The organism is Pandoraea thiooxydans, assembly GCF_001931675.1.
GTDB classification, from domain to species: Bacteria; Pseudomonadota; Gammaproteobacteria; order Burkholderiales; family Burkholderiaceae; genus Pandoraea; species Pandoraea thiooxydans.
Genome location: NZ_CP014839.1, coordinates 3,282,723 through 3,295,299, shown reverse-complemented (window position 1 = coordinate 3,295,299; position 12,577 = coordinate 3,282,723). Strand labels below are relative to the sequence as shown.

Sequence of the window (12,577 nt, the reverse complement as noted above, 5' to 3'; positions counted from 1 at the left end):
ATGTTCAGCAAAATTGGCAATCTGCCGCGTCCTGCCAAAACGCTATTGATGCTCGTGGCAGACGCATTTCTGCTGCCATGCTCCTTGTGGACGGCAATCGGTCTTCGCCTCGATTTTTGGCACTTTCCGCAATTGCATGCGTGGTGGGTCTACTTGCTGCCATCCGCAATTGCCATACCGGTGTTCATACGGCTGGGACTTTACCGCGCTGTCGTGCGCTATATGGAAACGCGCGCGCTCGTGATGGTGGTAGTGGCCGTTACGATTTCGGTCTGGCTATTCGCCGGATTACTGGCGCTTCTCACCTTGCCGCCGGTGCCGCGTGGTGCTTTGCTGATCTACTGGTTAATCGCCGTCCTCTACATCGGCAGCAGCCGCTTCCTCGCGCGCGCTTTGTTGCGGCAGATGAATCCCTGGGACCGTTACCGTAAGCATGCCGTCGCTATCTATGGGGCAGGCAGCGCAGGGTGCCAATTGGCGGTTGCATTGCGCGCGGGGAGGGAGTACCAGCCGGTATTTTTTGTTGATGACGACGAGAGGCTGCAGGGTATGGAAATCATGGGGATGAAGATCTATCCTCCCAGTGCGTTGCCGCGCCTGGTGGAGAGATTTTCCCTGCGGCAGGTCCTGTTGGCGATTCCCTCCGCCAACCGCAGTCGCCGAATCCAGATTATCGACCAGCTCGAGTCATTGAAGGTCGAAGTCCGTGCGATTCCCGGCATGGCTGATCTTGTCGGCGGCGTCGTGCAGGCGGCCGATATTCGAGAAGTAGAAATCGATGAACTGCTGGGGCGCGACATCGTGCCGCCGAATCAAGCGTTACTCGATGCCAACATTAAAGGCAAGCGAGTCATGGTTACCGGCGCTGGCGGTTCCATCGGGTCGGAATTATGCCGTCAGATTGTGCAGGGCGAGCCAATATCACTGGTGCTCTACGAGCTATCCGAATTTGCGTTGTATTCAATCGAGCAGGAGCTCGATCAGCTGATTCGAAACAAGCATCGAAGTACCGAGCTGATACCGGTTCTGGGCTCTGTGCAGAACCAGTCTCGTCTGCAAGACATCATGACGCGCTATGCCGTGCAGACCGTCTATCACGCGGCGGCATACAAGCATGTGCCGATGGTCGAGTTCAATATGACCGAGGGTGTGCTGAACAACACATTTGGAACGCGTGCAACCGCGCTTGCGGCGATCGCCGCCGGGGTGGAGACGTTTGTGTTGATTTCCACCGATAAGGCCGTGCGACCGACGAATGTCATGGGCGCCAGCAAGCGGTTCGCTGAACTGGTGCTGCAAGCGCTCGCCAATGATCCATTGGTCAGGACGCGATTTTGCATGGTGCGTTTCGGGAATGTCCTAGGCTCGTCGGGGTCCGTGGTCCCGCTGTTTCGCAGGCAAATCATCGACGGAGGGCCGGTCACCGTAACGCATCCAGACATCATCCGCTATTTCATGACGATCCCTGAGGCTGCGCAGTTGGTAATCCAGGCCGGTGCGATGGGCGCGAGCGGCGAGGTTTTCGTGTTGGACATGGGCGAGCCAGTCAAAATCGTCGACTTGGCGCGGCGGATGATCCACCTGAGCGGTTTTTCCGTGCGCGATGAAGTAAACCCGGATGGCGATATCGAAATTCGTTTTTCTGGTTTGCGCCCTGGAGAAAAGCTCTATGAGGAGTTACTGATCGGCGATGACGTCACAGGTACGATGCACCCCAAGATCATGATGGCCAACGAGCATTTTCTATCTCAGGAAGAACTGAATAGGGTGCTCAAGCGTCTCGAGGATGCGTGCAATGCCAATGACCACGATGTGATCATATCGATTCTCCGTCATTGCGTCTCGGGATTCCGTCCGGAGTCTGAGATCCGCGATCATCTCTATAATGGGCAAGCAACGGTCATCCACACGACGCTTCACTGACGTCTGTGTCGGTTGAATAAATTAACCTGCCGGCGTAGCGGTTTCGCTGTCGGTTTTTTGCACTCAGTTGCATCGGGTATCGCTATGACTCAACTCACATCCCACCTCTCACCCTCCATCTTCAAAGCCTACGACATCCGCGGTGTTGTCGGCCAAACGCTCGACGCCTCCATTGCCCGCTTGATCGGGCGAGCCTTCGGCTCGGCGGTGCGCCGCACGGGCGGCGACGCGGTGGTGATCGGGCGTGACGGCCGGCTGTCCGGGCCGGAGTTGGCCGGTGCGCTGGCCGAGGGGTTGCGGGCCGCCGGTGTCGACGTGGTTGATCTTGGCGTGGTGGCCACGCCGATGGTGTATTTCGCCACCAGCGTGCCGTTGGGCGGGCGCGTCGTGAGCTCCGGCATCGTCGTGACGGGCAGCCATAATCCGCCCGATTACAACGGTTTCAAGATGGTGTTGGATGGCAACGCGATTTATGGCGAGGCGATTCAGGCGCTGTATCAAAGCATCGTGCAGGGCGATTTTACCGACGGCGCCGGCGCTTACGCGACGCACGAGATCGCCGACGCTTATGTCGAGCGCATTGCCGGCGACGTCAAGCTGGCCCGTCCGCTGAAAATCGCGGTGGATTGCGGCAACGGCGTGGCCGGCGCGTTCGCGCCGCGGCTGTTCCGCACGCTGGGCTGCGAAGTCACCGAATTGTTCTGCGAGGTGGACGGGCATTTCCCGAACCACCATCCCGACCCGGCCCACCCGGAGAACCTGCAGGATCTGATTCGTTGCCTGCGCGAGACCGACGCCGAACTGGGCCTGGCGTTCGACGGCGATGGCGACCGGCTCGGTGTGGTCACCAAGGACGGCCAGATCATCTACCCCGACCGCCAGTTGATGCTGTTCGCGCAGGAAGTGCTCTCGCGCAATCCGGGCGGCAAGGTGATCTACGACGTCAAATGCACCCGCAATCTGGCCCCATGGGTGCGCCAGCACGGCGGCGAGCCGCTGATGTGGAAAACCGGCCATTCGCTGGTCAAGGCGAAGTTGAAGGAAACCGCTGCGCCGCTGGCCGGCGAGATGAGCGGGCATATCTTTTTCAAGGACCGCTGGTACGGCTTCGATGACGGCTTGTACACCGGCGCGCGTCTGCTCGAGATCGTCAGCGCCACCGATGACCCGGGCGCCATGCTCAATGCGCTGCCCGAATCGCTCTCCACGCCCGAGCTGCAGCTGAAATGCGCGGAAGGCGAAAACTTCACGCTGATCGACAAGCTGCGCGAAACGGCGAAATTCGACGGCGCCGAGCAGGTGATCACCATCGATGGCCTGCGCGTCGAGTATCCCGACGGCTTTGGCCTGGCACGTTCTTCCAATACCACCCCGGTCGTGGTGCTGCGCTTCGAAGCGGACGACGAGGCCGCGCTGCGGCGCATTCAGGCGGCATTCCGCACGGCGATTCTGGCCGTCAAACCCGACGCGCCATTGCCTTTCTGACACTCCCCTGCAGGGGCAAGGGGGCCGAAAACCCCCTTCGCCTGCCGTCGGCACGTTAAAATCCCACTTTTGTCCTTGAGGCGCGGGCCGCTGCCCGTGTCAGCCGATGCAGGTCTTGATCGTTAAAGTCTCCTCGCTGGGGGATGTCGTCCATTGCATGCCGGTCGTGCAGGACATCCTGCGGCAATATCCCGACGCCCGTATCGATTGGGTCGTGGAGGAGGGTTTTGTCGATCTGCTTCGGCTGGCGCGCGGCCTGCATCAGGTGATCCCGTTTGCCTTGCGGCGCTGGCGCAAGCATTTGTTGGCGGCTTCCACCTGGCGTGAAATCGGTGCATTCCGGCGGCGCCTGCGCGAGCAGCGCTACGATGTCGTAATCGACACCCAGGGCCTGCTCAAGACAGGGCTGATTGCCCGTGCCGCGCGCGGCACCGTATGGGGGCTGGGCAACGGCATCGAAGACGCGGGTTACGAATGGCCGGTGCGCTATCTCTATCACCACATGCAGTCGATGGAGCGGCGCACCCACGTGGTGACGCGCTCGCGGTTGCTGGTCGCCGCCGCGCTCGGGCTGGAACTGCAAGAGCCGATCGATTTCGGGCTGGACGCCGCGCGCGCCGATCACAGCGCCTGCCCGTCGGGGCGCTATGCGGTATTCGTCCATGCCACGTCGCGCGGTAACAACCTCTGGCCCGAACCCGATTGGATTACCGTCGGGCGGGCATTGCTGGCGCACGGCACGCAGGTGGCGCTGCCGTGGGGCTCCGAGCTCGAGCGCACCGTCAGCGAGCGGCTGGCGGCGGCGATGGGGCCCGGCGCGGTGGTGCCGCCGAAACTGAATCTGTCCCAGGTGGTGGGCCTGATCGACGGCGCGGCAGTCACGGTGGGCGTCGACACCGGCCTGGTGCATATTGCGGCGGCGCTGCAGCGGCCGACCGTCGAATTGCATAATTTCAACTCGGCGTGGCGCGTCGGCGGCTTCTGGTCGCCGCACATCATCGACCTCGGCGACGGCAGGCAAAGGCCCACCGCGCAGCAGGCGCTCGATGCGCTCGTGCGCCTGGGGCAATTGCCGGCTACGGCGCCTGTTCAAACGGAAAAGGAACGTGCATGACGGCATCCAGCCAGATCGTTGAAGTTGCAAATGCGGATTGGCACGGCGCTCGGCTCTCGGCGCCACGCGAGGCATTGCTGGCCGCGGTGGAGGAGGGCAAGGTGCTGTATTTCCCCCATCTCGCCTTTGCGTTGCGTGACGATGAGCTGCGCCTGCTCACGCCAACCCTGGCCGACCCCAAGCGCAAGAATATCAGTCTCGATCCGGCCAATGGGATGCTGCACGGCGTCGATTCCGACACCCCCACCGAAGCGGCCATTCGGGCCATGGTCAAGCGCTACTACACGCAGGCCTGCGCGCTGGTCGACGGGCTGTTCCCGGAGTATCACGCGCACTTGCGCGCGGCGCCGACCAGCCTGCGCCTGCATCAGGTCGAAACGCGTCAAACGTCATGGCGCAAGGATGACAGCCGCCTGCATGTCGACGCATTCCCGTCGCGGCCCAACTACGGCGAGCGCATCCTGCGCGTGTTCACCAACGTCAATCCGGCCGGCACGCCGCGCGTGTGGCGCGTCGGCGAGCCGTTCGAGGCCGTCGCAACCCATTTTCTGCCGCGCGTGCCGCGCCAGTGGCCGGGCTCGGCCTGGTTGCTCGACAAGCTCGGCATCACCAAACGGCCGCGCAGTGAGTACGATCACATCATGCTGCATCTGCACGACGCCATGAAGGCCGATCTCGAATACCAGAAGCAATGCACGCAGCAAACGCTGCCGTTTCCGCCCGGCAGCGTCTGGGTGTGTTTCTCCGACCAGACTTCGCATGCGGTCATGTCGGGCCAGTTCATGCTCGAGCAGACGTTTTTCCTGCCGGCCAGCGCGATGGTGCACCCCGAATGCTCGCCGCTGGCAATCCTGCAACGCCTCACGCAGCGCGCGCTGGTTTGATGCTGCGCGCGCTCTATTCCGCGCTGTGGTGGCTGATTGCGCCGCTGGCCGTCGTGCGCCTGCTGTGGCGCAGTCGCCGGGAAATCGGCTATCGGCAGCATATCGGCGAGCGCTTCGGCTGGTACGGCGAGGCTGCGGCGCAGCCCGGCGCGCGGCCGCTGATCTGGATTCATGCCGTGTCGGTGGGGGAGACCCGCGCGGCCGGCCCGCTGATCGAAGCGCTGCTGGCGCGCTACCCCGATCATGGTGTGCTGCTGACTCACATGACGCCGACTGGCCGCGCCACCAGCGAGCAGTTGTTCGGTGAGCGCGTCATACGCTGCTACGTGCCCTACGACATGCCGGGGGCGATTCGCCGCTTCCTGCGCCATTACCGGCCCCGCGTGGGCCTGGTGATGGAAACTGAGGTCTGGCCCAATCTGATCGCCGTGTGCGCCGAGGCCCGGGTGCCGCTGCTGCTGGCCAACGCCCGCATGTCGGCCCGCTCGCTCGCCCGGGCGCTGCGCTTCGGCGCGGCCACGCGCCCCGTGTTCGGCGGCTTCACGCGGGTGCTGGCGCAAAGCGACGCCGACGCCGAACGTTTGCGCATGCTGGGCGCGATGGAGGTCGACGTGCTCGGCAATCTCAAATTCGACATGGTGCCGCCACCGCACTTGCTTGCGCTCGGCCGCCAATGGCGCGCGCGTTTTGGCGCGCGCCCGGTATGGCTCGCGGCCAGTACGCGTGACGGCGAAGAAGCGCTGATACTGCAGGCGCGCCGGGCGCTGGGCATCGACGCGTTACTGATTCTGGTGCCACGCCATCCGCAGCGTTTCGGCGAGGTGGGCGCTTTGCTCGACCAGCAGGGCCTGCGCTACGTGCGCCGCTCGCAATGGCCCGACGGCGAAACTTCGTTGCCGGCCGAGGTCGATGTGCTGCTGGGTGATTCGATGGGAGAGATGACGGCGTATTACGCCGCGTGTGACGCCGCCTTCATTGGCGGCAGCCTCTTGCCGCTGGGCGGCCAAAACCTGATCGAAGCCTGCGCCGCCGGCGCGCCGGTGGTGTTCGGCCCGCATATGTTCAACTTCTCGCAAGCCAGTGCCGACGCACTCGAGGCTGGCGCTGCCTGCCGCGTGACCGACGCGGCTGAACTGGGCGCCGAAATGCGCAGCCTGCTGCGCGACACGGCGCGGCGCGACAGCATGCGAACCTGTGCGATGCTGTTTGCTTCGCAGCATCAGGGTGCTACCGCACGCACCGTGGCGGCGTTGGCGCCGTGGCTGGAAAGGGCGGGGGCGCCGGGGAATCCCGGCCAGATGGACGAGGGCGGTGCCGCGTTCGCCGCGGCACTGGATCAATAGCGATCAGTAGACCGCCATTGTCGGGTCGACCTGGCGTGCCCAGGCGTCGACCCCGCCGCTCAGGTTGAACAACTCGGAAAATCCCTGCCGCGCCAGGAACATCGCCACCTGCAGGCTGCGTGCCCCGTGATGGCAAATGCACACGATCTCGGCGTCCGGGTCGAGCTCGTTGAAGCGCTGCGGGATCTGTCCCATCGGGATGTGTACGATGCCCGGCAAATGGCAGGTCTGCACCTCCCAGGGCTCGCGCACGTCGAGCAGGACCGGCGGGCGGCGGCCGGCGTCACCTAGCCAGGCCGCGAGTTCGTTGGGTTGAATTTGTTGCATCGAAGGCCGTTCGGGCGTCAGAACTTGAATTTCGACGGGCGGGGCGCAATCAGCGGCGTGACGTCGGTCTCGAACAGATTCACCGTGCGATAGTCGTTCTCCGCCACCTTCGTGATCAGGCGTGCTTCCATCACCGGCGAATCGCCGATGAACGCGGCCAGCCGGCCGCCCACCTTGAGCTGCTGCAGAAACTCCTCGGGCAACTGCGCGAGCGAGCCGGAAATGGCGATCACGTCGAACGGCCCAGCCGCGGCCCAGCCGCGCGAGCCGTCGCCTTCGACCACGTCGACGTTGACCACGCCGTTGTTGCCGAGGTTGTCGGTGGCCAGCTTGACCAGCGCCGGCGCGATTTCCACCGTGGTGACGTGGCGCGCGCAAAAGGCCAGCAGGGCAGCCATATAGCCCGAGCCGGTGCCGATTTCCAGCACGTTTTCATGTTTGCCGACGGTCAGTTCCTGCAGGATGCGGGCTTCGACGCGCGGCGCCAGCATGTGTTGCCCGGTCGCCCTGGCGTTCGGGCCCAGCGGGATTTCCATGTCGACGAAGGCCAGGTCGCGATAGAGGGCTGGAACGAAGTTCTCCCGTTTGACCACCGAGAGCAAATTGAGCACATTCTGATCCAGCACATCCCACGGCCGGATCTGTTGCTCGATCATATTGAAGCGTGCCTGTTCGAAGTTCATGTGGCTAACCGTAAAAAGTGCTGCGAAAACAGAAACCGCGATTTTAGCAAATTATCGGTTCGTACGGCCCCGGAGGTGGTCCGGCGGGGTGCGCGCCGGGCGTACCTGGTTTATGCTGTGGGCCCCGCGGGAATCCGCGCGACCCGAGCGAGCCATGGTCTGCCGCCTTGGTTGCGGTGCATGCTGCATCGCGCCTTCCATCACCTCTGCGATTCCGGGCATGCCCAACGGCAAGCCCGCCGGCGTGCGCTGCGTCCAACTCACCGACGACATGCGCTGCGCCATTTTTGGGCGGCCCGAGCGGCCCCAATGCTGTGGCGGCCTGCAACCCGAGCCCGCCATGTGCGGCCAGACGCGCGCACATGCATTGACGTGGCTCGCACGCCTCGAAACCGCCACGCAGCCACATAACGACAGCGCGTGACGCACTCGGCCGGGCGCGTCAGTCAGCTCGTTTGCGAAACACCAGATCCCACACGCCGTGCCCGAGCCGCACGCCGCGTTGCTCGAACTTGGTCACCGGGCGGTAGGCGGGGCGCTCGGCGTAGCCTGCCGCGGTGTTTTGCAAGGCGGGTTCCGCGCTCAGCACTTCCAGCATTTGTTCGGCGTATTCCTGCCAGTCGGTCGCGCAATGCAGATAACCGCCCGGCTTCAGGCGCGAGGCCAACAGCGCGACGAACGGTGCCTGAATCAAACGCCGCTTGTGATGGCGCTTCTTGTGCCACGGGTCGGGGAAAAAGATGTGCACGCCATCCAGGCTTGCCGGCGCCAGCATATGCTCGACCACTTCGACCGCGTCATGCTGGATGACGCGCAGATTGGTCAGCGACTGTTCGCCGATGCGCTTCAGTAGCGCGCCGACCCCGGGTTCGTGCACCTCCACGCCAAGGAAATCGTCTCCCGGGCGCAGCCCGGCGATATGGGCCGTGGTCTCGCCCATGCCGCAGCCGATCTCCAGAATCCGCGGCGCCGCGCGGCCGAACACCGCGGCCCAATCGAGCGGCGCGGCCGCATATGGCAACAGAAAGCGCGGCCCCTGTGTCTCGAAAGCCCGCCGTTGCGCGTCGGAGGTGCGGCCCGCGCGCCGCACGAAACTGCGAATCCGGCGCGGATGCGCGACCTCGGCCTCGGCGGATTCAGCGGACGCCGCGCCATCGTCGCGAACAGACGTGTCGTCGTCCTCGTCCTCGTACGGCAGGGGCGGTTGTGAGTTCGTCATGAAAATAAAAAGCCGTCCAATAGACGGCTGATTGCGATGGGGCTGGTGGAGCGGGCGATGGGAATCGAACCCACGGCTCTAGCTTGGGAAGCTAGGGTATTACCATTATACGACGCCCGCTTTGAAGCGCTGAGGACGGGATTTTAGCATAGCTTGTGCGGGCGGATGAAGGGCCGGTGGAGGTGTTTTGCGCCGACCCCCGGTGCGATCCGCACCGAAGCGGCTCCTTAGCCGGCCGAGACGTCGATCGCGTGGCGGCCGTTGGCTTTGGCCGCATAAAGCGATTTGTCCGCGCGTACCAAAATCGAGCGCAGCGAGTCTTCCGGCAGGGCTTGTGCGATGCCCGCGGAAAAGGTGAACGAGAAATCCAGCCGGCGTGCATCGTGCCGAACCTGCAGCGGCGTGCGATGGAGCCGGCGCAGGATCTCGAGGGCGAATTCCATAGGCGTATGGGGCCAGATAATCACGAATTCCTCGCCGCCGACGCGGGCGACGGTATCGCTTGCACGCAACTCGGCGCGGCACGTGTCGGCGAATTTGCGCAACGCCGCGTCGCCCGCCTCGTGACCATATTGCTCGTTGATGCGTCTGAAATGATCGAGATCGAGCAGTGCAATGGTCAGCGGCTCCCGATAGACGTGCGCGTTGTCCAACGCACGCTTGAGGAACTGAAAGCCATAGCGCCGGTTGGGCAGCTTGGTCAGATAATCCGTTTGCGAAGCCTTGAGCGCGACGTCGCGCGCATTGCGCAGCACCGCCTCGCTTTGCTTGAGAACGGTGATGTCGGTGGCCACGCACAGCAGCCAGCCGTCGGGCAGCAAGGTCTCCGTCAGCCACAATCGCCGGCCGTCGATCAAATCGAGCTGAAACGCGCAATACGGGCGCGAGCGACGTCGCGTGAGAGCTCGGCGAATGTAGGTTTCGATATCGATGGCGCCAACGCTGGCGCCGGTGCCGGCGCTGTGATTGCTGCGCAGCAGCGTTGCGAAATCGATCGGATGGGGCTGCTCTCGCATGAACGCATTGCGAAAAGCGACGTTCGCGTATCGAATCACGTCGTCTTGATCGTAGAGGGCAATGAAAAGCCCGCCGTCATGGAGACTTTCGAGCAGCCGTAGCGCTGCAGTCTCGTCGAAACTCGACGCGATATTCAATATGTCCCCTCTGTTTTTATTGAAATGATTCGCAGGATTGCCTCGCCCGCCGCGCTTCTGGTGCGCAAGCCCGGCGTCGGGCCGAGTATCGCAACCGCTGTACCGGACCGCGGACCATCAATGTTGCGGTCGGTCCGCGAACCCGGCCTATTTGGCGCGGCGCGCTACGTGTCCAGCCCGACGCCTCACCCGTTCGCCTTGTCGCGCCGAAAAAACGGTAGCGCCAGCATGGCGCCACACCAGATAAAGATAAACCGTCCTTCCGAAAACGTCGAGAAATGTGAATTGAACAGGCTGGTCGCGCACCAGGCGCACATCACCCCGCCCCCGAGCGTGCGATACGTCGCGTCAACGCGTTGCCAGAAAGCAGAGGCAATAAAGGCCAGGAACGCCGCCAGTCCGAGCAGTCCCTGCTCGGCCCAGATTTTCAGGAACTGATTGTGCGGATCGGTCGTTCCAATCGCTTCCCAGCCTTGTTTGCCTGCCACCTGCCGCTGATAGGCGATGCGAAAACCGCCGGTGCCGACGCCGAACCATGGGTGTTCACGAATGACCGCCAAGGTGTTTTTCAGGAATACGATGCGAATTCCGATCGAGGTCAGTTGATTCGTATTTTGATAGGTGTCTGCCTGATGGAGGCCTCGGTCGATCCGCTCGCGCGCAACTGGCGACATAAATAGCGCTGCAGTAGCTATCGCCACGCCCACGGCAACCACGACGAGCCGCCGCGGTGCCAGTGCGTGACTGCCGAGACCGGGGAGAGTCAGCAGATAGACAGTCAGCAAAACCATCATCGCCAGATAACCGCTGCGACCGCTGGTGATGAATATGGTGTTCACTAGCAGAAGAACTACGCTGACATACAATGCTGCCCGCCAAACATGTCGCGGCGACGTTTCTCGTCGAAACTCATCACGGAGAAGGATCGCCGAGGCGAATGCCGCAACCGAAAACAGCAGGCCCTGCGTGGCGTGATTGCGTACCGTAATGCCCAATTCATAGTGGTAGATCGGCCGATGCGCAAAAAACAGCGCGAACGAAACAATCGCGCAAGCCACTGACGCGGCGATGAACGTCACCAGCAAGCGCCGTTTCGATTTTTCGTCGTCGAACACCGCGCAGCCGAGCGGCAGCATCAGCAGGCGGCGCCAGCCGGTTAGCATGCTCCACGCCTCGGCTCGAGGAGCATTGCCATAAAACATGCCGATGATCAGGAACGCGGCGAACAGGCAAAGGCCCATGACCATCGGCTGCTTCAGTGCCGCTTTCACGCGTTGCCGAAGCGTTGGGGATAGCAGTACCAGCAGATAGAGAAGACCTTCCGCGATATTGGTCAGCGGCGGCGAGAACATCAGAAAAACCAGTTGGGCGATCAGCAGACCGCGGGCGGTCTTCACCGTGTCCCGATACCAGGGCAAACTCGGTTGTTGCATGATGAATGAGCGTGAGGATTGATGAAAGGATGCGGTGCCGCGCATGCCGGCCTAGCCGCCCAGGCGCGCGCGCAGTTTAACCCAACAGCCGCGCAGACGGCGCCGACGAATCTTGTTCCAGTGATAGCGCAGCCAATTATAGACGGTGGAGTGTTTGAGCCGGTTGCGATCCAGTTTGCTGGTGAACAGCCCGAAAACGCTCCCCTGCTCGACCACGGGGGAGCGCAGCCAGTATTGGCCGATGCCGCAAGCCTCGTCGATTTGGTTGATCAAGTGATCGGCCGGCAGGTCCACGCGGTTTGCATCGAGCCAGGCAATGCGCCGCGCCATCGCCGCGGCGTCGGTGAGATAGCCCTCGGCGGTCGGCAGCGGCAGTGGGAAGATCGGTGTTTTCGACAGAAAGAAGGCATCCGGCACCTTGGTGTCCGCGCCGCCCAGGAAAATCAGCCAGCCATCGTGCAGCCCGCGCCCGGCCGCCAGTGCGGTGGCCAGCCCGGCGCGAAAATTCCGGTTAAGCAGCACGTCGTCTTCCAGCACCAGGATCGTTCGCTGTCCGCGCGACAATGCACGGCGCCAGGCTTCGGCATGCTTGAGCACCAGCGAGCAATGCGCGCGCGAAAGTTGGGTGTCTGCCGCGAACTGGCGCGCCAATACGGCCGGGTCCAATTCCGCGGCGTCATGGTCGAAGACGAACTCGAAGTCCAGGTGCTGGGCGCCCAGCTCTTTCCTGATGTGCGCGATGCGGTCAGTGAACGATTTGACGCTCAGCACATAGATACCGTCGAGACCAGGCACCGGCTGCGTGTCGCCAGAGGGAAGGGAGGGCGGATCCGAAGCGAGCATGTCCGTGGTTTGTCGAAAAAGCAGGGTTGGGCCGCAACCGTCATGCGGCCGCGCCGCCTGCGCGATGGGAAAGCTGCCGTGCGGCGCGTGGGCATTATACGATGGCCGCCCTCATGCGCCGGCTGCCTGGAGCTGATGCGACTGCTTAGTAACAGGTTGGGCGTGGATC

The 12,577-nt window shown here is 63.1% G+C and carries 12 protein-coding genes and 1 tRNA gene; 6 read left to right on the top strand and 7 right to left on the bottom strand.

The annotated features are described in order from the left end of the window. The 5 genes from PATSB16_RS15065 to waaA all read left to right on the top strand — a co-directional run bounded on the left by PATSB16_RS15065 (position 1) and on the right by waaA (position 6,749). Positions 1-1,923, top strand: coding sequence for a polysaccharide biosynthesis protein (locus tag PATSB16_RS15065; RefSeq protein WP_047214906.1), 1,923 nt, complete (start codon positions 1-3; stop codon positions 1,921-1,923). An 84-nt stretch (positions 1,924-2,007) separates the two neighbouring features. Beyond that, positions 2,008-3,408: a phosphomannomutase/phosphoglucomutase gene (locus PATSB16_RS15060; protein WP_047214905.1), complete on the top strand. Its 1,401-nt coding sequence runs from the start codon at positions 2,008-2,010 to the stop codon at positions 3,406-3,408. Positions 3,409-3,514: 106 nt separating this feature from the next. Beyond that, positions 3,515-4,522: a lipopolysaccharide heptosyltransferase I gene (gene waaC, locus PATSB16_RS15055; protein WP_047214904.1), complete on the top strand. Its 1,008-nt coding sequence runs from the start codon at positions 3,515-3,517 to the stop codon at positions 4,520-4,522. After that, positions 4,519-5,406 (top strand): Kdo hydroxylase family protein, encoded by an 888-nt coding sequence (locus PATSB16_RS15050; RefSeq protein WP_047214903.1) that lies wholly within the window; start codon positions 4,519-4,521, stop codon positions 5,404-5,406. Before waaC ends, PATSB16_RS15050 begins: the two co-directional genes overlap by 4 nt. Beyond that, positions 5,406-6,749 (top strand): lipid IV(A) 3-deoxy-D-manno-octulosonic acid transferase, encoded by a 1,344-nt coding sequence (gene waaA / locus PATSB16_RS15045; RefSeq protein ID WP_047214902.1) that lies wholly within the window; start codon positions 5,406-5,408, stop codon positions 6,747-6,749. The genes PATSB16_RS15050 and waaA overlap by 1 nt, the downstream gene beginning before the upstream one ends. Before the next feature lie 3 nt (positions 6,750-6,752). Here waaA and PATSB16_RS15040 read toward each other — a convergent pair whose 3' ends face one another. Together PATSB16_RS15040 and PATSB16_RS15035 are read right to left on the bottom strand one after the other, a co-directional pair. Continuing rightward, the gene (locus tag PATSB16_RS15040; RefSeq protein ID WP_047214901.1) at positions 6,753-7,076 is read right to left on the bottom strand and encodes a rhodanese-like domain-containing protein; all 324 of its coding nucleotides are present in this window, start codon (positions 7,074-7,076) and stop codon (positions 6,753-6,755) included. 17 nt (positions 7,077-7,093) lie between these two features. Continuing rightward, positions 7,094-7,759: a protein-L-isoaspartate O-methyltransferase family protein gene (locus PATSB16_RS15035; RefSeq protein WP_047214900.1), complete on the bottom strand. Its 666-nt coding sequence runs from the start codon at positions 7,757-7,759 to the stop codon at positions 7,094-7,096. A gap of 112 nt (positions 7,760-7,871) precedes the next feature. Between PATSB16_RS15035 and PATSB16_RS21155 the strand changes: the two genes are divergently transcribed. Continuing rightward, positions 7,872-8,183 (top strand): YkgJ family cysteine cluster protein, encoded by a 312-nt coding sequence (locus PATSB16_RS21155; RefSeq protein ID WP_047214899.1) that lies wholly within the window; start codon positions 7,872-7,874, stop codon positions 8,181-8,183. 18 nt (positions 8,184-8,201) lie between these two features. On the opposite strand, the gene trmB is transcribed toward PATSB16_RS21155, so the two are convergent. From trmB to PATSB16_RS15005, 5 genes are all read right to left on the bottom strand, one after another. Beyond that, positions 8,202-8,978, bottom strand: coding sequence for a tRNA (guanosine(46)-N7)-methyltransferase TrmB (gene trmB, locus PATSB16_RS15025; protein ID WP_083566805.1), 777 nt, complete (start codon positions 8,976-8,978; stop codon positions 8,202-8,204). 46 nt (positions 8,979-9,024) lie between these two features. Beyond that, a tRNA-Gly gene (locus PATSB16_RS15020) sits at positions 9,025-9,098 on the bottom strand. 107 nt (positions 9,099-9,205) lie between these two features. Then, the gene (locus PATSB16_RS15015) at positions 9,206-10,132 is read right to left on the bottom strand and encodes a GGDEF domain-containing protein (RefSeq protein WP_083566804.1); all 927 of its coding nucleotides are present in this window, start codon (positions 10,130-10,132) and stop codon (positions 9,206-9,208) included. Positions 10,133-10,317: 185 nt separating this feature from the next. Further along, on the bottom strand, positions 10,318-11,610 hold the full coding sequence (locus PATSB16_RS15010) for an O-antigen ligase family protein (protein WP_047214898.1): 1,293 nt from the start codon (positions 11,608-11,610) through the stop codon (positions 10,318-10,320). A 6-nt stretch (positions 11,611-11,616) separates the two neighbouring features. Further along, the gene (locus PATSB16_RS15005; protein WP_083566803.1) at positions 11,617-12,408 is read right to left on the bottom strand and encodes a glycosyltransferase family 25 protein; all 792 of its coding nucleotides are present in this window, start codon (positions 12,406-12,408) and stop codon (positions 11,617-11,619) included. Between the last annotated feature and the right edge of the window lie 169 nt (positions 12,409-12,577).

Excerpts from the sequence above, each read along its gene's own strand:
- PATSB16_RS21155 (WP_047214899.1), top strand. The coding sequence starts at position 7,872 with ATGCTGTGGGCCCCGCGGGAATCCGCGCGACCCGAGCGAGCCATGGTC.
- trmB (WP_083566805.1), bottom strand. The coding sequence starts at position 8,978 with ATGACGAACTCACAACCGCCCCTGCCGTACGAGGACGAGGACGACGAC.
- waaA (WP_047214902.1), top strand. The coding sequence starts at position 5,406 with ATGCTGCGCGCGCTCTATTCCGCGCTGTGGTGGCTGATTGCGCCGCTG.
- PATSB16_RS15040 (WP_047214901.1), bottom strand. The coding sequence starts at position 7,076 with ATGCAACAAATTCAACCCAACGAACTCGCGGCCTGGCTAGGTGACGCC.
- PATSB16_RS15005 (WP_083566803.1), bottom strand. The coding sequence starts at position 12,408 with ATGCTCGCTTCGGATCCGCCCTCCCTTCCCTCTGGCGACACGCAGCCG.
- PATSB16_RS15010 (WP_047214898.1), bottom strand. The coding sequence starts at position 11,610 with ATGCGCGGCACCGCATCCTTTCATCAATCCTCACGCTCATTCATCATG.
- waaC (WP_047214904.1), top strand. The coding sequence starts at position 3,515 with ATGCAGGTCTTGATCGTTAAAGTCTCCTCGCTGGGGGATGTCGTCCAT.
- PATSB16_RS15060 (WP_047214905.1), top strand. The coding sequence starts at position 2,008 with ATGACTCAACTCACATCCCACCTCTCACCCTCCATCTTCAAAGCCTAC.
- PATSB16_RS15035 (WP_047214900.1), bottom strand. The coding sequence starts at position 7,759 with ATGAACTTCGAACAGGCACGCTTCAATATGATCGAGCAACAGATCCGG.
- PATSB16_RS15065 (WP_047214906.1), top strand. The coding sequence starts at position 1 with ATGTTCAGCAAAATTGGCAATCTGCCGCGTCCTGCCAAAACGCTATTG.
- PATSB16_RS15050 (WP_047214903.1), top strand. The coding sequence starts at position 4,519 with ATGACGGCATCCAGCCAGATCGTTGAAGTTGCAAATGCGGATTGGCAC.